Origin of the sequence: Streptomyces sp. NPDC050418 (assembly GCF_044458745.1) — a bacterium.
Classification (GTDB): domain Bacteria; phylum Actinomycetota; class Actinomycetes; order Streptomycetales; family Streptomycetaceae; genus Streptomyces.
Map to the genome: position 1 here is coordinate 167,600 of NZ_JBITIG010000002.1, position 19,071 is coordinate 186,670.

Annotated in this window: 19 protein-coding genes; 12 read left to right on the top strand and 7 right to left on the bottom strand. The window is 69.9% G+C overall.

Features of this window, described 5'->3' with window-relative positions:
• Window positions 1–9: 9 nt before the first annotated feature.
• The gene (locus tag ACIBI4_RS04975) at window positions 10–396 is read right to left on the bottom strand and encodes a YrdB family protein (RefSeq protein ID WP_399202188.1); all 387 of its coding nucleotides are present in this window, start codon (window positions 394–396) and stop codon (window positions 10–12) included.
• 42 nt (window positions 397–438) lie between these two features.
• Window positions 439–1,071, bottom strand: coding sequence for a TetR/AcrR family transcriptional regulator (locus ACIBI4_RS04980; RefSeq protein ID WP_399202189.1), 633 nt, complete (start codon window positions 1,069–1,071; stop codon window positions 439–441).
• A 177-nt stretch (window positions 1,072–1,248) separates the two neighbouring features.
• Here ACIBI4_RS04980 and ACIBI4_RS04985 point away from each other — a divergent pair, with 177 nt between their 5' ends.
• Complete coding sequence (locus ACIBI4_RS04985; protein WP_399202190.1) at window positions 1,249–1,677, top strand: hypothetical protein; 429 nt, start codon at window positions 1,249–1,251, stop codon at window positions 1,675–1,677.
• Window positions 1,678–1,699: 22 nt separating this feature from the next.
• Here the strand turns inward: ACIBI4_RS04985 and ACIBI4_RS04990 are convergent, their stop codons facing one another.
• Window positions 1,700–2,692: an aminoglycoside phosphotransferase family protein gene (locus ACIBI4_RS04990; protein WP_399202191.1), complete on the bottom strand. Its 993-nt coding sequence runs from the start codon at window positions 2,690–2,692 to the stop codon at window positions 1,700–1,702.
• A gap of 42 nt (window positions 2,693–2,734) precedes the next feature.
• The gene (locus tag ACIBI4_RS04995) at window positions 2,735–3,673 is read right to left on the bottom strand and encodes an MHYT domain-containing protein (protein WP_399202192.1); all 939 of its coding nucleotides are present in this window, start codon (window positions 3,671–3,673) and stop codon (window positions 2,735–2,737) included.
• A 329-nt stretch (window positions 3,674–4,002) separates the two neighbouring features.
• On the opposite strand from ACIBI4_RS04995, the gene ACIBI4_RS05000 reads away from it, so the two are divergent.
• The 3 genes from ACIBI4_RS05000 (at window position 4,003) to ACIBI4_RS05010 (ending at window position 6,250) form a co-directional block, all read left to right on the top strand.
• Window positions 4,003–4,512: a helix-turn-helix domain-containing protein gene (locus tag ACIBI4_RS05000; protein ID WP_399202193.1), complete on the top strand. Its 510-nt coding sequence runs from the start codon at window positions 4,003–4,005 to the stop codon at window positions 4,510–4,512.
• A 50-nt stretch (window positions 4,513–4,562) separates the two neighbouring features.
• Window positions 4,563–5,498, top strand: coding sequence for a GNAT family N-acetyltransferase (locus ACIBI4_RS05005; RefSeq protein WP_399202194.1), 936 nt, complete (start codon window positions 4,563–4,565; stop codon window positions 5,496–5,498).
• Window positions 5,499–5,596: 98 nt separating this feature from the next.
• The gene (locus tag ACIBI4_RS05010; protein WP_399202195.1) at window positions 5,597–6,250 is read left to right on the top strand and encodes a CatB-related O-acetyltransferase; all 654 of its coding nucleotides are present in this window, start codon (window positions 5,597–5,599) and stop codon (window positions 6,248–6,250) included.
• A gap of 63 nt (window positions 6,251–6,313) precedes the next feature.
• Here the strand turns inward: ACIBI4_RS05010 and ACIBI4_RS05015 are convergent, their stop codons facing one another.
• Complete coding sequence (locus tag ACIBI4_RS05015) at window positions 6,314–7,609, bottom strand: helix-turn-helix domain-containing protein (protein ID WP_399202196.1); 1,296 nt, start codon at window positions 7,607–7,609, stop codon at window positions 6,314–6,316.
• A gap of 314 nt (window positions 7,610–7,923) precedes the next feature.
• Between ACIBI4_RS05015 and ACIBI4_RS05020 the strand changes: the two genes are divergently transcribed.
• The 5 genes from ACIBI4_RS05020 to ACIBI4_RS05040 all read left to right on the top strand — a co-directional run bounded on the left by ACIBI4_RS05020 (window position 7,924) and on the right by ACIBI4_RS05040 (window position 13,905).
• Window positions 7,924–8,430, top strand: a complete 507-nt coding sequence (locus ACIBI4_RS05020) for a DinB family protein (RefSeq protein WP_399202197.1) — start codon at window positions 7,924–7,926, stop codon at window positions 8,428–8,430.
• A 90-nt stretch (window positions 8,431–8,520) separates the two neighbouring features.
• Window positions 8,521–9,399 carry a GNAT family N-acetyltransferase gene (locus ACIBI4_RS05025; RefSeq protein WP_399202198.1) on the top strand — a complete coding sequence of 293 codons (879 nt, stop codon included), beginning with the start codon at window positions 8,521–8,523 and terminating at the stop codon, window positions 9,397–9,399.
• A gap of 401 nt (window positions 9,400–9,800) precedes the next feature.
• The gene (locus tag ACIBI4_RS05030) at window positions 9,801–11,813 is read left to right on the top strand and encodes an ATP-binding protein (protein WP_399202199.1); all 2,013 of its coding nucleotides are present in this window, start codon (window positions 9,801–9,803) and stop codon (window positions 11,811–11,813) included.
• Between the two features lie 251 nt (window positions 11,814–12,064).
• On the top strand, window positions 12,065–13,234 hold the full coding sequence (locus tag ACIBI4_RS05035) for a ThiF family adenylyltransferase (RefSeq protein WP_399202200.1): 1,170 nt from the start codon (window positions 12,065–12,067) through the stop codon (window positions 13,232–13,234).
• Window positions 13,231–13,905 (top strand): GNAT family N-acetyltransferase, encoded by a 675-nt coding sequence (locus ACIBI4_RS05040; RefSeq protein WP_399202201.1) that lies wholly within the window; start codon window positions 13,231–13,233, stop codon window positions 13,903–13,905. The genes ACIBI4_RS05035 and ACIBI4_RS05040 overlap by 4 nt, the downstream gene beginning before the upstream one ends.
• A 7-nt stretch (window positions 13,906–13,912) precedes the next feature.
• Here the strand turns inward: ACIBI4_RS05040 and ACIBI4_RS05045 are convergent, their stop codons facing one another.
• Together ACIBI4_RS05045 and ACIBI4_RS05050 are read right to left on the bottom strand one after the other, a co-directional pair.
• Window positions 13,913–15,403, bottom strand: coding sequence for an FG-GAP-like repeat-containing protein (locus tag ACIBI4_RS05045; RefSeq protein WP_399202202.1), 1,491 nt, complete (start codon window positions 15,401–15,403; stop codon window positions 13,913–13,915).
• Between the two features lie 111 nt (window positions 15,404–15,514).
• Window positions 15,515–15,892 carry a winged helix-turn-helix transcriptional regulator gene (locus ACIBI4_RS05050; protein WP_399202203.1) on the bottom strand — a complete coding sequence of 126 codons (378 nt, stop codon included), beginning with the start codon at window positions 15,890–15,892 and terminating at the stop codon, window positions 15,515–15,517.
• A 113-nt stretch (window positions 15,893–16,005) separates the two neighbouring features.
• Here ACIBI4_RS05050 and ACIBI4_RS05055 point away from each other — a divergent pair, with 113 nt between their 5' ends.
• The 3 genes from ACIBI4_RS05055 (at window position 16,006) to ACIBI4_RS05065 (ending at window position 19,036) form a co-directional block, all read left to right on the top strand.
• On the top strand, window positions 16,006–16,659 hold the full coding sequence (locus tag ACIBI4_RS05055) for a nitroreductase family protein (protein ID WP_399202204.1): 654 nt from the start codon (window positions 16,006–16,008) through the stop codon (window positions 16,657–16,659).
• Between the two features lie 311 nt (window positions 16,660–16,970).
• On the top strand, window positions 16,971–17,927 hold the full coding sequence (locus tag ACIBI4_RS05060; RefSeq protein WP_399202205.1) for a hypothetical protein: 957 nt from the start codon (window positions 16,971–16,973) through the stop codon (window positions 17,925–17,927).
• A gap of 59 nt (window positions 17,928–17,986) precedes the next feature.
• The gene (locus ACIBI4_RS05065) at window positions 17,987–19,036 is read left to right on the top strand and encodes a hypothetical protein (RefSeq protein ID WP_399202647.1); all 1,050 of its coding nucleotides are present in this window, start codon (window positions 17,987–17,989) and stop codon (window positions 19,034–19,036) included.
• Window positions 19,037–19,071 lie beyond the last annotated feature (35 nt).

Here is a 19,071-nt window from a genome sequence, read left to right on the forward strand (position 1 = left end):
GCCCTGCGCTCAGTGGCTCAGGAGCCAGCCGATGCGGTCGTACGCGAGGATCTGATAGGCGGCCATGACCACAAGGAGCCAACGGGCCGCGCGGCGCAGGTCCGCGAAGTGAAGTGCGGCCACCGCGCCGAAGAACACGGCAAGTTCGAGGAGCAGACGAAGGGGACCAGGCGTGTGGACGTCGCTGTTCCCATCACGGGACGGGTCGTCCGGCACGGTGAACGTGCCCCACGCCCAGCCCACGGCAAGAGGCAGCACGATGACCAGCAGCCAGTGCCATGGTGCGGGGGTCTTGCGCCAGGCCCATGTGCCCACGCAGACCAGCGAGACGATTTCGAGCAGGAAGCGGACGGCGAGCATGGCGTCGTTGTCGGCCAGCGCCAGTGAGTGGTTCACCGGGTCACGTCCACGTGTATCGGTTCGGTCTGCAGGCCATGGTCAGATCCCTTCCGAGTGAGGAGTGGCGCCGGATCCCGCCAGCACTTGGCCGACCAGCTCCTCGACGTAGTCGGCGCCGATCGGCGCACCGGTGACCAGGAGCCGGTAGTACAGGGCTCCCGCCAATTGATCGAAGAGCACTTCGGACGACGTGCCCGGGGCCAGGGCTCCGCGCTCACGGGCGCGGTCGAGCAGTGCCAGCGGTAGGGCGTTGCGGCGGGCGAACAGGTTTCGCACGACGTCGCCCACGTCGGGGTGCCGGGCGGCGGCCGCGACCAGTTCGGCAACGACGCCGGCCGACCTGTCCTGCTCCGTCTGATCCCGGCCGACCCGGCGCATCCGGTCGAGACCGGTCGCGATGGCGGTGAGATAGACGCTCAGGTCGTGCCTGAGGTCGCCGGTGTCGGCGACCGGCACCTCGTCCTGGATCTTGGCAACGAGTGCGACGAGCAGATGGTCCTTCGTCGGCCACCTCCGGTAGAGCGTGCTCTTGGCCACCGCGGCACGGACCGCCACCTCGTCCATGGCGAACCGGTCATAGCCCCGTTCGACCAGCAACGCGTGCGCCTCCTCAAGGATCCGCACATCGGCGTTCTCGCTGCGGGGGCGTCCTCTGCGCGCGGGGGTTGTCACGGGTGACGAGAGTAGGGAGCGTCACGTATTTACGCAACGGTCGTAGCGTAAATGGCTGGAGGGGCACTGCAGTTGCCGAGCCGCAGGCCCAACTCGCGTACAGAGCAACCTCGTTGACAGATGATCGTCATTGCGATGTGATCCCTCCGTTCGATTCTGTTACGGGAGGGATCTTTGATGAAGATGCGACGCGTGGTGCAAGCGGTGCTCGGACTTGTGGCGAGCGTGGGCATGGTGATGGGCATGCAGAGCGCCGCCTCCGCGAGCGGGCTCAACGTGAGCGTCTCCAAGTCGTGGGGTACCTCGACCTTCTACCCGGACGGTGACTGGCTGTACGTCCAGGACACCGACGCCGACGGCTACACGGTCTACGCCAAGATCCAGGAGTGGCAGTGCTCCGGCTACGACTGCCAGGCCCCGAAGTGGGTGGACATCCGCACCGGCTGCTACGACACCACCAGCATCGGCGACAACGGCTCCCCGATCCGCCAGTGCAACTACGACGTCGCCGAGAACCAGACGGTCCGCGTCTGCGAGGCGCGCTACACGGGCGTCGGCGGGTCGCGCTACGGCTCCTGGTACTGCAGCAACGAGACGAAGTCCTGACCTGACTACCCGGTGGCCTCCGTCAGCGGAGGCCGCCGGCCGGGCCCGGACCAGGTCCGTCGTTCCGTCGCTCCATCGAGCCTCCGGCCAGAACACGGTCGAGCGCCGCCCGCCCCGCCGGCCCCCACGTCGGCTTGCCGCCGGGAAGACCCCGGTCGCCGTTGCGGCCCATGAGCATCAGGAACAGGCTCTTCATCGCCGCCAGTCCGCGGGCGCGTCGGATCGTCGCCTCGTCCGCGTGCGCGTACTTGTCGAAGAAGCGTGAGGCCGTGCCCGCGGGCAGAAGCACCCAGGCGGCAGCGAGGTCCCACGCGGGGTCGCCGGCGAACATGTCGCCGAAATCGACGATGCCGCAGAGGGTTCCGTCGGAGACGACGACGTTCGCGGGGTGGAGGTCGCCGTGCACCCAGACCGGCGGGCCCTCCCACTCGGGCGCCGCAACGGCGTCGTCCCAGACCTTCCGCACATCGGCGACGAGATGGTCGGGCGCGACGGCCTGGAGGAGGCTCTCGAAGCCGTCCGTGCAGTTTCCGGGATGGGCGCCGCGGTCGGTGGAGACCGGCGCGTCGGCGGGTGCCTCCACGTGAAGCGCGCGGAGGAAGCCCGCCAGGCTATCGGCGGCGTGCGCGCCACGGCTGATCGAACCGAGGTCCAGCGGCTCGCCGGCCACCCACGTCATGACGGTCCAGTGCTTGGGGAAGCGCTCGGACGGTTCACCGAACCGCACCGGCGTCGGCACCGGGAGCGGCAGGCGCGGGGCCAGCACGGGGAGCCAGCGCCGCTCGTTGAGCTGGAGCTCCGGCGTGGGGTCCATGCGCTGCATACGCACCGCCAGTTCGTCCCCGAGGCGCCACATCTGGTTGCCCCAGCCACCCGCCACTTCGCGGATGGCGAGCCCTGCGAGGTCTGGATGCTGCTCCTGGAGCAGGTCACGGACCAGATCCGCAGTGATCTCGATGTCGGCGTCCGCGGCGATCCCGGTATCGAAGCCGGTGTCGGTGTCGGTGTCGGTCATGCCACGCCACCCTACGGCCGTCAGCGGTGACCCGGTGACATGTCAGCCGAGCGGGCTGTTCCACTGATTCCTCGCGCGAGGAGCATCGTTGCGCGGCGGGTGAGAAGGGCCGCCGAACGCATCGAATGCGTCCGGGTTCCGCGGCTCGCCCGCCCATGGGGTCGCCGTGGACCTGTCAACCGTCTCGCGATGAGCCATCCCGGGGATGTTCACCTCGATGCGTTGCAGCGCCGCGGCGTCGTTGCCGCCCCCGACCATCAGTGGATCGAACATCACGATGGCTCCTGCGATCACCAGGAAGGCCAGCGGGCCGATGAGCATGGGGACCAGCATGTCGAACGATGAATTGGCGAGCATGCCGGGTGTGGCCGTTCCGTGCAGGTGCACGTTCACGGCAGCCATGCCCGTGTAGTGCATCCCCGTCACGGCGACGCCCATGATCAGGCTGGCGCCCAGGCTCCACAGCAGGTTCTTGACCTGAACCGCCGCCCACAGAGCGGCCGTTGCGGCCACCACGGCAATGGCCAGGGACAGGCCGACGGTGCCCATGTCGTAGCGCAGCGAGCCACCGCGCATGGTCATGGCCGCCATGCCCATGTAGTGCATGCCCGCGACGCCGAGCCCCGTAATGGCACCGCCCGCCAGCAGAGCGGGCACCGTCGCGCCGCGGTAGCCGACTATGAAGACGCCGACGCTGACCACCACCACCGCAACCGCCAGGCTGGCGTACGTCATGGGCCAGTTGTACTCGACTTGGGATTCACGGACGCTGAATCCCATCATCGCGATGAAGTGCATCGTCCAGATCCCGGCACCGATGGCACCGGCCCCCAGGGCCAGCCATCCCGGCCGCCAGGACTGCGTGAACTGCAGCGATCGGGTCGTACACCGCAGCCCCAAGGCGCTGCCGAAACACGCCATCAGATATCCCGCGACCGGCGTCACGGCGCCATAACTGAACCCATCAATGGTGCCATCCATGTGGGGGGAAAACCTTCCTGGCTGGTGCGCGCGGACGAGGGGGGTGGCGCATCGCTGACGCATACGGCGCTGGTCGAGCGAGTCCACGCATGGTCGTTGGTCGGCGACGCATGTTACAGGTGAGTAGGTTGAGAGTCATTACATCTCGAACACGGGGTTCACGGAATTGCCACGTTGAGGCGATCTTGCAGCGGTCGGCACCTCAACTCCTGCGCATCACCACGGCCGTTCGGTTTACAGAACGTTCCGTTTATGGAACGCTTGGCGCGCTGAAGCCAGTGCCTCAGCCGAAGCCAGTGCATCAACGGACCCTCCAGGGACGGCACTTCATGGAACTTGCCCAGGAAGTCGGCGCGCGGCTGCGCCGGCTGCGTCAGGACCGCGGGCTGTCGCTGTCCGAGCTGGCCCGCCGCTCCGGCGTCGGCAAGGGGACGCTCTCCGAGTTGGAGACGGGCCGGCGCAATCCGACGCTGGAGACGCTGTACGCGCTCACCACCGTCCTTGAGGCGCCGCTGAGCGCGGTCGTCGGTCCCGCCGTGGTACGGGGCGATGCGGTGCACGCGCAGTTGACGGACCGGGTGCAGGACGCGGTCGCCGTCTCGGAGGTGTATCGCGTACGCATCGAGTCCGGCGCCGTGCAGCGCTCGCCCGCTCACGCGGCAGGCACGCAGGAGCACTTGCTGGTCCTCAGCGGCACGGCTCGCGTCGGGCCCACATCCGCCCCGATCGAGGTAGGTCCAGGAGGCCACGTCCAGTGGGCAGCGGACGTACCTCATGTGTACGAGGCAGTGAAGGGGGACGTGGAGGGAGTGCTGGTGGTGCGCTACCCCGTCGAATAGAGCGTTCCCGACCACATCCACGCAGTCGAGAGACAGGTTGAACACGACACATGGCCATACGCATCGCTCACCCGGACGAACTGCCGAACCTCGTCCGGATCCCCGGCCGACCCGAGCGCAACGCCGGGACCGCCGCCTACCTGGACGACCTGATCGCCAAGAAGTGCACCAGGCCCGAGTGGTGCCTCGTCGCGGAGGATTCCGCGGGGCAGCTCACCGCGGCGACCGCACTGTGGACGCTTCCCGGAAGCGCCGTACCGATGGCTCTGGTACTCATCGAGGCGCCGTGGGACGAGCCGGGCCTGACCACCGGCCAGGAGCTGCTGAGCGAGGCCGCCGCCCTGGCCCGCTCGCTCGGCGCCACCGAACTGGAGCACGTCATCGACTCGCCCGTACAGCCACCGCAGTTCCAGGCGGAGCCGGAACGGCGCGCAGAACTCCTCCAGTTGGCGGGCTTCGCACGCGCCCGGGACGGCCGCCGCTTCCGGCGCCACTCGGGCGCCGGCCTCACCTCGTACGACGATCGGCTGACCTGGCGCTCCGTGACCGATCTGGGCAGCGAGCCGTTCATCGCGCTCCTCACCCAGGCGCTGCCGACCAGCGCGGACGCCCAACTCGGCGCCATGGTCGCCCGGCATGGCGCCCGGGGGGCCGCGGAGCGTCTCTTCGCGGACATGGAGCAGTTCTCGTTCGAGCCCGCGTGGTGGGAGGTCGGCCACACCCCGGACGGCACGCCGGCCGCGCTCAGCCTCCCGGCCCGCAACGCCTCGACCGCCGTGATCGGCCTGGTGGCCGTGGCTCCCGAGTGCCGTGGCAACGGGTACGCGACGGCGGTGGTGGCACGCGGCACACGCCTGCTCGTCGAGGCCGGCGCGGAGGAGATCCGCGGCGACTGCGACGCGGCCAACATCGCGATGATCACCGCCTTCGAGCGGGCAGGCTACGAGAATTTCGCCGACCGCCTGGAATTCACCCGCCAGTTGTGACCTGGGTCCGCCCGCCTGCCGCCCATCCGCACCGGTCGCCCGGAACCGCCAACCGCGCGCACCGGGCGGCGCACCAGCCGAGAGGAACCTCCAACCCGATGCCGCACGTTCCGGCCGACCCCACCGTGCTCCACCCGATGCCCGAGCACCCGCGGGTGGTTCTCCTCAAGCCTCTGGTGAAGTCCCCGCTGATCGACGTCGGCGACTTCTCCTACTACGACGATCCGGACGACCCGACCGCGTTCGAGACCCGCAACGTTCTCTACCACTACGGTCCCGAGCGGCTCATCATCGGCAAGTACTGCGCGCTCGGTACAGGCACCCTGTTCATCATGAACGGCGCCAACCACCGTATGGACGGCCCGTCCACCTTCCCGTTCCCCACGATGGGGGGATCCTGGGCCGAGCACTTCGACCTGATCACCGGCCTGCCCGGCCGGGGCGACACCGTAGTGGGCAACGACGTGTGGTTCGGGCACGGCGCCACGGTCATGCCCGGGGTACGGATCGGCCACGGCGCGATCATCGGCGCCGGCTCCGTGGTCACCGGCGACGTACCCGACTACGGCATCGTCGGCGGCAACCCGGCCCGGCTCATCCGCACGCGCTACGACGCCGCGGACATCGCCCGCCTCCTCGCCGTGGCGTGGTGGAACTGGCCGGTGGACGCCGTCACCCGCCACGTACGGACGATCATGTCGGGGAGCGTCACCGACCTCGAGGAAGCCGGCGCGCAGACCGAGCAGCAGTGAGGCCGCACCGGTCGGCTGAACCCACGCTCGGTGAGCCACACTTCCCTTGCGCCCCTTCCATCCCTATGCGCTCCCGACCACATTCCGAAGGTCGATCACGTCCTCACGGCTGCTCGGGACCGTGCCGGCCGTCTCGGCGCGGCGGGACTGGGGTGGCAGCAGAACGCCGTCCGGCTCGGTGCTCTGATCGGACGGCTGCGGGCTGCGGGCCCGGAAGGCGGCGCGGTACGCGGCGGGGGAGGAGCCGAGCTGGCGGCGGAAGTGTCCGCGCAGCGCGACCGGCGAGCGGAAACCGCAGCGTCCGGCCACCTCGTCGACCGGATAGTCCGATGTCTCCAGGAGCCGCTGGGCCTGCAGCACGCGCTGCGTGATCAGCCACTGCAGGGGGGCGGTGCCGGTGAGTGAACGGAACCTGCGGTCGAAGGTGCGTCTGCTCATGTAGGAACGCGCGGCCAGTGTCTCCACATCGAACTGCTGGTGCAGGTGCTCCAACGCCCAGGCGATGACGTCCGACAGAGGGTCGGCGCCGATCGCCTCGGGCAGCGACCGGTCGAGGTAGCGCTCCTGCCCGCCGGAGCGGCGCTGTTGCACGACCAGTCGGCGCGCCAGCGCCGCGGCCGCTTCGCTGCCGTGGTCGGTACGCACGATGTGCAGACACAGGTCGATGCCCGCGGCCGTACCGGCGGAGGTCAGCACGTCCCCGTCGTCCACGAACAGCTCGCGCGGGTCCACGTGCACCGACGGAAAGCGATGGGCCAGCGTCGGCGCGTACATCCAGTGCGTCGTGGCGGGCCGGCCATCGAGCAGCCCGGCTGCCGCGAGAACGAACGCGCCGGTGCACAGCCCGACGATCCGTGCTCCCTCCTCATGGGCGAGGCGCAGCGCGGCGAGCGCCTCCGGCGGTGGCGGCGCGGTGATCGACCGCCAGGCCGGCACCACGACGGTACCCGCCCGCGCGAGGGCCTCCAGACCGTACGGGGCGGTCAGTTCCACTCCCCCCGTCGTCCGCAGCGGGCCGTCCTCCCCCGCGCAGACAAGGAGCTGGTAGCGGGGAACCTCGGCGTCCTGCCGGTCGACGCCGAACACCGACAGCGGTATCGCGCTCTCGAAGACGGGGCCGCCGCTGAACAGCAGCACGGCGACGATCTCCTTGCGTCGCCGCCCGGACAGCTTCCGCGCGCTTTCCCGCGCAGGCGATTTCGGCGGCCGGTCGTCCCGTGCCGCGGACGCCGTGATCGTCCGCGCCTTCTTGGCGGCCGGCGGCGGGCCGGAGACCCGCTCGATGCGTGCCTGGATCCGTTCGAGACCGGCTTCACTGTCGAAGGTCGCATCGAGCGCCTCGCCCACTGCCTTCTCCATGGCCTCCGTTGCCCTGTTCAGAAAGTCATCTCCGGTCACGTCGGATTGATCCTCGAATGGCATCGCGCCGTCACCCCGGTCCAACTCCTCCCCCGGCGGAACCGTCCCGGAACCGCGTCGATCCACGTACAGCGCGTGCCGGATCGCCGCCCTGACGAGGCCGACCCTGCCAGTTCCGTATCGCCTCCGCACCTGCCGTGCGCAAGTGTTCCCCAGCTTGCACGAACGCATGCCGGCAGCCTTCCCCAGCCGTCAGCTGCGGCCCGCCGGTTATTGGCTCGACATCAGCCTGGTGATCAGGGACGCTTCGCGCGATGACCAGAATCAGTGACACACCGACCGCGTGGGACGAGCGGACCCAGCTCACCACATTCCTCGACTACACACGGGACACCGCCCGCGCCAAGTGCGAGGGCCTCTCCGCGGAGAACGCCCGCAAGGCACTCCTGCCGGGCTCACCGCTGATGACCGTGAGCGGAGTGATCAACCATCTCCGTTGGGTCGAGTACTACTGGTTCCAGGTGATCTTCCTCGGCGAGGAGGACCTGGCCCCCATGACGGACGAGGACCCCGACCGCGAGATGCGGATCGCCGTCGACTTCCCGCTGACGCAGCTGCTCGACGAATACGCCGAACAAAGCGCGCGCTACCGCGAACTGGTCGCCAAAACCGACTTGGACCAGCAGGCCCGGAAAACGTTCCGCAACGGCGTCTGCGTCGACCTGCGCTGGATCCTCCACCACCTCACCGAGGAGACGGCCCGCCACAACGGGCATCTGGACATCATGCGCGAGCTGCTCGACGGCACGGTCGGCTACTAGGGCGTGTATCGCCTCACGCCCATCAACGCCTGACTGTGGCCTCACACCACACGCCACTTCCGCTAACCCGTTGCCCAAAACGGAGACACCTTGTCCCTTCGCATCACCCCGCTGACCGATCCCACGTCCGGTCCGCACGGCCGGCGTCTTGCCTGGCTGGCGTCCGACGCGGATTCCATCCCGGTCGGGACCGCCTTCCTGCGTCTGCTCGACGGCGGGCAGGAGCACTTGGCCGAACTCGACCTCCGCGTTCATCCCGCGGAGCGCCGCAACGGCGTCGGGTCCCGGCTCCTCGACACCGCCGTGGCCGCGGCCCGGGACGACGCCCGACGCTGCGTTGTCGCGCAGGCGGAGGACGAATCGCCCGGCGACCACTTCCTGGCCGAGCGCGGCTTCCGGAAGGTCCTCACCTTTCGGTTCGTACGCTTGCCTCTGGCCGACGTGGACACCGCCGGTCTCGCGGAGATCGTCGAGCTTCCGCATCCCGGCTACCGGTTGATGTCGTGGCGGGGAACCGTCCCCGACGACCTCGCCCGGACATTCGCCGACTCACGCCGCGCCATGGACGACATGCCCATGGACGACGCCGACCTCGGCACCGTGACCTGGGATGTGGACCGCGTACGGGCTGCGGCGAAGGCCGTCGAACAGCGCGGCGACCACCTGCACACCGTCGCCGCCATCGACACCTCCGACGGCTCGATCGCCGGGTTCACCGAACTCGTCATCCCCGGCAACGGTTCGGGCGACGGGCAGCACTACGGCACCGGCGTACTGCCCGAGCACCGTGGACACGGCCTCGGCCGCTGGATGAAGGCGGAGTCGATCCAACAGGCCCGCAGGGACTACCCGGACCTCGATGGCCTGCTGACCGACACCGCCGACAGCAACGCGCACATGAGACGGATCAACGAAGGTCTCGGTTACATACCCACGCACACGACACACCAGCGTCAGCTTGACCTCTAGCAGCGAGTGGACGGGCCGGACCGGGGTATCGCCCCGTCCGGCCCGTCTTGTGATGTCCCTTCAGCAGCGTCTGCGGCCAGCTGTCGCGCGAGCATCGCCATCCTCGGGCGTACTCCGCAGCGTGGGCACACCACAAGCATCCGGGCCGCGAACCGCGTCAGCCAGATCCCTGGGTCGAAGTGCCGTGCTACGGGACCGGGGAGCGCGCTTTGCCGTTCGCGTTCCGTGATCACGCCAGGACTGCCAGGATGCCTGCACGCTTTCGTTCTCGGCGCGGTCCGAAATCCTGCGCCCCGCTGTATGGCACGAGGTGCGTGATCGTGTTGTGCGGCCCGCCGGTCGCGGGAAGACGTCGCTCCGCCGAGCCGGAAGCCCGTTCGCAGGCATGGGGAGGAAGAGCAGTGTTCGTTGGGCGCGAGCGTGAACTGGCGGAGTTGCAGGACGCGTTGAAGGAGCACCGGCTGGTGACCCTGACCGGTACCGGTGGGGTCGGGAAGTCGCGGCTGGCGCGGCAGTTGGTGAAACTCGCTCCGGTGGCCGATGCTGCGGATGCCTGTTGGGCGGACTTGTGGCAGTTACGTGATGAGGAGTTGCTCGCGTCGCTCGTGGCCGATGCGTGCGGGCTGTCCGATCACACGCCGCGCATGCCGGTGGATGTGATCTGCGACTGGATCGGCGATCGTGAGCTGCTGCTGGTGCTCGACTCCTGTGAGCATGTGCTGGCCGCGTGCAGGCGCATGGTGCTGGTGCTGCTCGACAGTTGTCCGCGGTTGAGGATCTTGGCGACGAGCCGCGAACTGCTGCAGTTGGACGAGGAGTTCGTGGCCGAGATCCTGCCGTTGCCGCGTGCCACGGATGCCGCGGAGTTGTTTCTGCGGCGTGCCACGGAGGCGGGTCATCTGCCGGAGCCCGGGGAACTGAATCTTGTCACCGAGCTGTGCGACTACCTCGACGGGCTTCCGCTGGCGTTGGAGCTGGCCGCGGGGGCGCTGCGGCACAGCAGCATCGAGGAGCTTCTGCAGCGTCCGCGGCATGAGTTGAGCCGCGAGGAGGACCAGGTGCCGCTGGTGGCGCCGCGTCGTCACGATGTGCTGCGTACCGCGCTGGGCTGGAGTCATGAACTGTGCACGCCCATGGAGCGGCTGCTGTGGGCCCGGGTCTCGATCGTCCACGGGCATTTCGACGAGGCGCTGGCGGTGGCGCTGTGTTCGGGCGGCCCGCTCTTTCCGCTCGATGTGAGTGCCGCGCTGGCCGGGCTGGTGGAGAAGTCCGTGGTGACCCGCCATCGGGGGCGGTTCGTGCTGCTCGACACCGTGCGGGAGTACGGGCGTCTGTGGCTCGACGAGCTCGGTGAGCTGGATTCGATGGCGGATGCGCACGCCTCGTACTTCCTGACCCAGGCGCAGCTGGCGGACAGCACATGGACGAGTGCGGAGCAGACCGGCTGGTATCGCACGATCAAGGAGGCGCACCCTGATCTGTGCGCCGCCCTGGACCATTTCATCGCCCACGACGTCGACGCGGCCCTCGAACTGGCCACGCTGACGGGCTTCTACTGGACGTGCTGCGGCCATGCGCACACCGCGCAGCTCTATCTCTCGCGCACCCTGAAGGCCTGCGACAGCCAAGGGCCGGTGCGCGAGCGGGCCGTGTGGGCGCTCGGTCTGACCCATCTTCTGCAGGGCAATCACGCCACGGGAACGCATCTGGCCCGCCAGTGCCTGGAGAACGCCCGGAGCGCCGAGGACGCGACCGGGTTGTTGCGGGCGGCCTATCTGCAGGCCATGAGCGATCTGCTGCAGGGCAATCCACAGCCGGGGCTCGAGCTCCTGGAGCACGCGCTGGACAACGCGAGGGCGCGCGGTGCGGCCGGCACCGAACAGCCCGCGCCGCAGGCCGTGATGATGTGCCGGATGCTGCGTCTGTTCGCCCTCACGGGGCTCGGCAGCCTTGAGCAGAGCCTGGAGGCGGCCACGGCGCTGCGCGAAGAGTGCGTCGCGATGGGTGAGCACTGGATCCGCTCCTACGCCGACTACCAGATGTGCGTGATCGCGCTGCGCGAGCGGGACGGTGAACTCGCTCTCGAATACGCCCGTTCGATGCTGCACGCGAAGCAGCAGATCGGCGACACCTTCGGTATCGCGCTGGGCCTCGACATGCTGGCCGCGGCCTTCTCCGCGAACGGTGACGGCCATTCCGCGGCGCTCGCGTCCGGCGCGGGCCAGCGGCTGTGGGACGCGGTGGGTCACCCGCAGCGCGGGGCGCCGGACGTCGCGCCGCTGCGCGAGGCCGGCGAGGACATCGCGCGCCGGCTGGTGGGTGCCGGCCCGTACGAGTCGTATCGCAACGAGGCCGCGCACGCCGATCCCGGCGAGATGCTGGCCTGGGCGGCCGGGGGTGAACCGCCGCTGTAGGCGCAGGGAGTGCGCGGCGCGATCGTACGAGATGACTTTCCCTGGCGGTCACCTGATTGCCGTGCCGGTGTGACTATCTCCGGTGCCGGTGCTCGATGACGTAGTCCCTTGTGCCGCCTGGGCAAAGTCGCGTTCGGGAGCGTTGCAGCGCGCTTTGGCGCGAGGTAGTGAAGGCCCGCGCACGAATTCGACCGCGCGCTCCCCCTCGTACAACGGGATTCGAAGATCGAGCGCTGGTAGCTTCCGGCCTCGTGATCAATTCGCTGCGCGAACGTCCAGGTGACCTGCCGGGCACGATGCCGATGCCGTCGGCGCAGGAGCACTCCGTCCTGCCCATCCTTCTGCGCCCCGCCGAGGAGGACGACCGGGCCGCACTCGACGCCCTGCTCGCCTCCGGCCGCGTACGCGAGCGGCATGACCGTATCGACGAGCAGCTCTCCGAACTGGCCCGCTGCCTGCGCCCGCACGACGCCCTCGCGGGCCGTCAACTGCAGCAGGCCATCACGGAGTTGACCGGTGGGGCCGAGCTCAGCCGCTACGGAACGTGGGCCTGGTATCCGTGGTCGGGGCGCCTGGTGCATGTGCTGCCCCGCGACGAGTTCCGGCGGGTGCGGACCGACCGCAACCGCGACAAGATCACCGCGGCCGAGCAACAGCGGCTGCTGGAGCGGCGGATCGGGGTCATCGGCCTGTCCGTGGGCAACAGTGCCGCGCTCACCTGCGCCATGGAAGGCGTGGCAGGATCGTTTCGCCTGGCCGACTTCGACACGCTCGGACTCAGCAACCTCAACCGGCTGCGGGCCGGCGTGCACGATCTGGGGCTGCCCAAGACGGTGCTGTGCGCGCGGCAGATGTACGAGATCGACCCCTACCTCGACATCGAGCAGTGGCACGAGGGCCTCGCCGAGGACACCCTCTACGCCTTCTTCGGAACGGCCGACCAGCCGCTCGACCTCGTCATCGAGGAATGCGACACCCCCTGGGTGAAGACCGCCGCCCGCGAGCACGCGCGCCACCGCGGCGTCCCGGTCCTGATGGACGCCAACGACCGCGGTCTGCTGGACGTCGAACGGTTCGACCTCGAACCGGACCGGCCGCTGTTCCACGGCCGCGGCGGCGACCTGACCGCCGAGGAGGTACGGAGCCTCGCACCGGCGGACGCCATCGCGTACCTGCTCCGTATCTGCGACGAGAGCCGGCTCAGCCCGGCGATGAAGGACGCGCTCGGCAGGATCGGACACAGCCTTTCCAGCTGGCCGCAGTTGGCCAGCGGCGTGATGCTCGGCGGCGCCCTCGTCACCGACACCGCGCGCCGCATCCTGCTCGGCGCGCCCGTGGCCTCCGGCCGCTACTACGTCGACCTCGAAGAACTCGTCGGCACGCTCGATACCGAGCTCGTCCCCGCGGGAGCTGCCCGGTGAACCATCTGCCCGAACTCCACGGTGAGCACCTGTGGCTGCGCGAGATGCGGGCCACCGATCTCGCCCCCTTCGAACGCATCCACACCCACCGCGTCCTCACCCGCTACCTCGGCGTCGACCGGATGGACGCCCGCCAGGCCCAGGACGCCTTCGCCCAGCACCTCGCCCAGCCCTACACCCACCCACGCCGCAAGCACACCCTGGCGGTCTGTCCGCCCGGCGAGGACGTCATGGTCGGCACCATGGGCCTGCTCCTCGAGGAGTACGGACGCAACGCCATGCTCACCAGCCTTGTCCTGCTGCCCGGCGCACCCGTGCGCGGTCACGGGCACGAGGCGGGGCGCCTTCTGATGGCGTACGGATTCGGGCACTTGGGGCTGCACCGCGTCTGGGCCGGGCACCGCGCGGATCACACCCGGATGCGTGAGGTCATGCTCGCGGCGGGCCTGCACTCCGAGGCCACGCTGCGGGAGCTGTTCCACACCCAGGGACACTGGCACGACGTCACCACGTACGCGGCGCTCGCACCCGAGTGGATCCGCCAGGCGAGCCCCGCCGAGCAGGCGATCCTGCGCGGCGTCTTCCTCCCCTCCCCCGCCGGCGCCTCGGACGCGGACCTCGACGGTGACGACCGGCCGGTGACGACCGCCACCGGCCTGCGCTCGAACTAGGGCGCCGTCACCGGCTGTTCAGCGGCTGCCCGTACCGGTGGACCGTGGACGGGTAGGGCAGTCCGAGCGAGCGGGGCGAGAAGGCTGCCGAACCGGCGGCCGCACCCTTGGGCAGCAGCCACGCGGCGCCCAGGGCAGCGTTCTCGCCCGGGGAGCCGACCGTCACGTCGGGTACGCCGTCGCCGTTGTGGTCGGCTGTGGCGACCGCCGCACCGAAGGCGTCCCCCGCCTCCGCGACGCCCGGGACGCGCGCCGTGTCCTGGTTCCAGGCGACGGACCTGGCCGCACCGTCCGCACCGACAACTCCCTGCGCACCGCCGTGCAACAGCCAGGCGGCGCCTGCGCGGTCCTTGCTTCCGATCGCCTCGCCGGGGGCGCCCGCGACGAGGTCGTCGCGGCCGTCGCGGTTCACATCGGCGACGGCCAGGGAGGCGCCGAAGCGGTCACCGTCCTCGGCCACGCCCGGGACGCCCGCTGTGTCCTGGTTCAGCGTCTGGGCGCGGCTGCCGAACCAGCCGCCCGCGGGACCTCCGTAATGGATGTGGATGCCGCCGCCCTTGGCGCGCTGCTCGGGGCCGCACGGGTCGTCGATGTTCTCGTCGGCGATCTCACGGCACTCGCCGAGCGCGAGGTCCGTGTTGCCGTCGCCGTCGAAGTCACCGGCGGCCAGGGCCGTCACACCGGCGTTGTCCGTGTTCCAGAAGTTGGCCATCTCGGACCGCTCGGCGTCCCACTTCCACAGGCGTACGTGGGACTGCGTGCTGGTGCCCGTGGTCCAGTACGCCACGGCCAGGTCGGCCATGCCGTCGCTGTCGAAGTCGCCGGTGGCGAGGACCGGGGCACGGCCGCCCATCGGGGCCGCGAGCACCGCGGTGATCATGCTGTCCTCGCCCACGATGACCCGCGCGACGACCTTGTCCGTGCCGCCGATCACGATCGTCTTGTTCCCGCCTCCGGTCAGGTCGGCGGCTGCGACCGACTTGCCGTACGCGGCCGACGGCGATGGCCCGGTCAGGACCGTCGACCCGACGCCGGGTCCACTCGTCGTACCGCCGACGACGCTGACCATGCCCGCGTCCGCACCGCGGTCGGTGACGTCCTCGCCGGGAGCGCCCGCGAGGAGCTCCGCGATCCCGTCGCCGTTGAGGTCCACCAGCGCCACGGACGCGCCGAAGCGGTCGCCCGCCTCCGGAGTGCCCGGCACCTCGGCCGTGGCCTGGGTGATCCGGAAACTGCCGTGGGCGCCCAGTCCCTTGGGCCCGCCACGGACGATGTTCACGTACCCGGCCTTGGAGTGCCCGCCGACGGTTCCGTCCGGAACGCCGACGGCCAGGTCCGCGTACCCGTCACCGTTGAAATCGCTCGCGGTGGCGCGGGGTGCGGCGGCACCGGCGGTGGGCGGGACCGCGAACGAGGCGGTGGCAGCGGCGGCGGCCGCGATGGCGAGCGCCAGGAGGCGGCGGCTGCGTGGCGCGGTGGCGGGCAGTGAGGCTGACATGGTGGCTCTCATTCGCTCGGCGGACGCGGGGTCCTGGGCGGGACGCGGGGTCGACGTGTTTGACCCTTGAGCCGAGGCGCTGGTTGTACGGGTCCGGCCTCCGGTAATTGGTCAGCTGCGCGCCCGGTTCCGCGCCTCCTCGATCTCGTTGATGTGGGTCTCCGTCCACCGCCGCAGCGCCGTGATGGGCTCGGCGAGGCTGCGGCCGAGCGCGGTGAGGTCGTACTCGACGCGGGGCGGGATCGTGGGGTGGACGGTACGCGTGATGAACCCGTCGCCTTCGAGGCTGCGCAGGGTCTGGGTGAGCATCTTCTGCGAGACGCCCTCGATGCGTCGGCTCAAGTCCGTGTAGCGCATGGTGCCTTCGAGGAGGGCGTCCACGACGAGGACCGTCCACTTGCCGGCGATGTGATCGAGGACTTGGCGGGTCGGGCACTTCGCCGAGAAGACGTCGGCCGGCAAACCCGAGGACTCCACGATGGTCTCCATGAGGGGAGAGTAACGCACTAATTAGTGCCCTCTTCCTCATGGAGAGTCACTCTCCGATAGTGAGTGACATGACTTCTCACACCACGACTTCTCACACCATGACTCCTCACACGATGTCCGTTGCCGAAGCCATCCGCACCCGTCGCACCGTCCGCCACTACCGTCCCGATGCGCTCCCGGCGGGCGCTCTCGACACGCTCCTCGCCCTCGCCATCGAGGCGCCCACCAGTTGGAACCTCCAGGACCGATCCGTCGTCGCCGTCACCAGTGACGAGGGCCGCGAGGCTCTGGCCCGGGCCACCGGTGGTCAGCCGCAGGCACAGGAGGCGCCGGCCATGCTGGTCTTCGTCGCCGAGACCCTGTCCTGGCGCGAGGATCACAGCGACGTCCATGAGCAGGCCCGGCGCAGCGGGGCGTGGAACGACGAGTTCGTCACCATGTTCTCCGCGGCATCGCGCGCCTTCCAGGCCGACCTCGAAGAGCGGGGTCTGCTGCGGGAGTACGCGGTCAAGGACGCGATGATCGCGGCCAGTTACGTGATGCTCGCCGCCACGGAGCTGGGGCTCGCCACGTCGCCGATGAACGGCTGGGACGAGGCCGAGGTGAAAAAGGCGATCGGTGTCGAGGACCGCGACGACCTGGCCATCGCGCTGCTGATGTCCGTCGGCCATCCGGCGGAGGAGCGTCGCCACCCCGGCCGTCGGGACCGGGGACGCAATGTGTTCCACGGTTCGTACGGATCGTCCTGGCAACCCCACGCGCGGTGACCGCCTCGTCTGTGAGCGGCGGCGTGTGTGCTGCGTGACAAACCGCGCGTCACAGGCGCCATTTCCGCCCCCACCGATTTGGCACCGAGACGTCTACTCACGCCAAGGGGCCACCCCTATGGTGAGCGGCCTTCTTGTTAGGGGGAGGTCAGATGACAGGTCTCCGTGCGTTACTCATCTGCTGGGTGATCGCATGCGTCTCCTTGATGGCACCGAGCGCCACGGCAACACCCGCGACGGACGCGGCATCACAAGCGGCGGACGCGGCATCACAGGCCGCGGCCGCCGCGCCGCGCTGGCAGGAACTTCCCGTGCCACCGGTGACGTCCGGGACGGCGAGCGTCACCGATGTCGCCGCGCGCGGGCCCGACGAGGCGTGGGCGACCGGCGGCGAACTGACCGACGCCGGCTGGATGCCGTTCCTGTACCGCTGGGACGGCCGGACCTGGAGCCGCGACACGGGCTTCCCGGGCGTGGGTGAACCGGGCTTCATGCGCAAGGTGCAGTTCATCGGCGACGAGGTGTGGATCTTCCGTACCCACGGTGACGCCGGCGAGATCCTGCGCTGGTCGGCGGGCGAATGGCGCGTCCTTACGGTGCCGCAGACCCTGCACACGTACCAGGACTTCGCCGCCGCATCCGGCTCCGCCTGGATCGTGGGCGAGGATGCCACCGGCCTCAAGGTGCTGCATTACGACGGATCCGCCTGGACCACGCAGAGCACCCCCGACGGTGTGCTGTTCTACAGCGTGATCGAGGCACGCGGACCCGACGAAGCCTGGGCTTCGGTCACCCGCACCGACGGAGGCAGCGAGATCCTGCGCTGGGACAAGACGGCCTGGCGCGACGTGGTGGTGCCGATGCCCGCCGACGGCAACGTGCACCGGATCATGCTCGACGGCTCGGGCCGCGTCACGCTCGGCGGCCGTCAGGCCCGTGAGGGCGAGCCCCGCGTGTTCGCCATGACCTGGAACGGGCGCGCCTGGCGCACCACGTACGCGGCGCTGGGCGAGACGTACGCGTACGGGATGGAACGCGGGCCCGACGGCGCGCTGTGGGTGCCGATGGTCAGCGACCGTGCCTTCCAGTCCAAGTACGCGCGGATGGACGGCAACCGCACCACCTTTGCGTACGGCCCGGTGCGCACGAACGCGATCGAGGTCGAGCCCGACGTCCTCACGACCGCCGGTTCCTCGCTGCTCGCGTTCGGAACCGTGGAGATCTACGGCTCGAAACCGAATCTGATGAGCGAGCGGCTGGGAGGCTGACCATGGCGCGCCGATTATTCGTAGCGGTACTCAGTGCTGTCCTTGCGGTCCTGGCCGTGATGACGCCGGCCGCCGCGGACACCACGTCCTGGGTGCATGTGCCGGTCCCGGCCCAAGTGCGGCCCCAGGCCAAGCTGATGGAAGCGGTGGCGTTCGGCCCCGGCAGAGCCTGGGCCGTGGGTTCCGACGCCGTCGGCCGCACAGCACCCGGGTACCCCCTGGCCCTGCGGTGGAACGGCACCGCGTGGGAGCGCGACGCGCTGTCCGGCATCGGCTGGCAGGGCGAGCTCCTGTCCGTGGCCGCGAACGGTCCGGACGACGTCTGGGCCGTCGGCCGTGACGCCGCCGGCGCGAGTCGTCTGCTGCATCACGACGGCAAGTCGTGGAGCCCGAGCCGTGTCCCGCGGGGTGTCGGCCTGGACCGGGTCGTCACCGGCGGCGGCGAGACCTGGCTGATCGGTGCACGCGACGGCGGACAGGCCCTGCTCCGCCGGGACGGCAAGGTCTGGCGTGACGTACCCGTGCCCGCGGGTGCCGTGTACGGGCTGCACATCGTGGCCGCCGACGATGTCTGGGCCGCGGGCGCCAACAACGGTGCGGCGGTCTCCCATTGGGACGGGACGGCCTGGCAGCAGACCGTCGTGGACGGCACACCCCGCGCCGCCGCGGGCAGCATCCTCGCCGTCTCACCCACCGAGGTGTGGGTCGGCGGCACGGGCGGCTTCATCGGCGGCCCGCCGGGACGCCCGATCCCGCCCTTGATGATGCGCTTCGACGGACAGGCGTGGAGCCACGTGGACCTGCCCTCCGACTTCGGCTCGGTGACCTCGTTCGCCGCCACCGACTCCGGCGAGCTGGGCTGGGTCGGCATGTCCAACGCGATGCGGTGGGCCCCGCCGGGCAGCTCCCCGCCGCTGGAACCCGGACCGGACTTCATGGCCTGGGACGGGCAGACGTTCACGGGCTACTTCGAACCGACCGTGGCGGGCGAGGGTGAATCCTCCCTGGCACGGCTCGCTCCCGTACCGGGGACGGACACGGTCTGGTCGGTCGGACGTGCGGGAGGCCCGGAGGCCACGTTCGCGCCGCGCATTCTGCGCTTCAACTGAGCGGACACTCAGGGGTTCCGGCCGTGCCTACGCGG

What these genes read in the sequence shown, in the direction of transcription:
- ACIBI4_RS05020 (WP_399202197.1), top strand. Translation starts at nt 7,924, where the DNA reads ATGACCAGAATCAGTGACACACCGACCGCGTGGGACGAGCGGACCCAG.
- ACIBI4_RS04995 (WP_399202192.1), bottom strand. Translation starts at nt 3,673, where the DNA reads ATGGATGGCACCATTGATGGGTTCAGTTATGGCGCCGTGACGCCGGTC.
- ACIBI4_RS05005 (WP_399202194.1), top strand. Translation starts at nt 4,563, where the DNA reads ATGGCCATACGCATCGCTCACCCGGACGAACTGCCGAACCTCGTCCGG.
- ACIBI4_RS04985 (WP_399202190.1), top strand. Translation starts at nt 1,249, where the DNA reads ATGAAGATGCGACGCGTGGTGCAAGCGGTGCTCGGACTTGTGGCGAGC.
- ACIBI4_RS05010 (WP_399202195.1), top strand. Translation starts at nt 5,597, where the DNA reads ATGCCGCACGTTCCGGCCGACCCCACCGTGCTCCACCCGATGCCCGAG.
- ACIBI4_RS05000 (WP_399202193.1), top strand. Translation starts at nt 4,003, where the DNA reads ATGGAACTTGCCCAGGAAGTCGGCGCGCGGCTGCGCCGGCTGCGTCAG.
- ACIBI4_RS04990 (WP_399202191.1), bottom strand. Translation starts at nt 2,692, where the DNA reads ATGACCGACACCGACACCGACACCGGCTTCGATACCGGGATCGCCGCG.
- ACIBI4_RS05050 (WP_399202203.1), bottom strand. Translation starts at nt 15,892, where the DNA reads ATGGAGACCATCGTGGAGTCCTCGGGTTTGCCGGCCGACGTCTTCTCG.
- ACIBI4_RS05055 (WP_399202204.1), top strand. Translation starts at nt 16,006, where the DNA reads ATGTCCGTTGCCGAAGCCATCCGCACCCGTCGCACCGTCCGCCACTAC.
- ACIBI4_RS05045 (WP_399202202.1), bottom strand. Translation starts at nt 15,403, where the DNA reads ATGTCAGCCTCACTGCCCGCCACCGCGCCACGCAGCCGCCGCCTCCTG.
- ACIBI4_RS05065 (WP_399202647.1), top strand. Translation starts at nt 17,987, where the DNA reads ATGACGCCGGCCGCCGCGGACACCACGTCCTGGGTGCATGTGCCGGTC.
- ACIBI4_RS05015 (WP_399202196.1), bottom strand. Translation starts at nt 7,609, where the DNA reads ATGGAGAAGGCAGTGGGCGAGGCGCTCGATGCGACCTTCGACAGTGAA.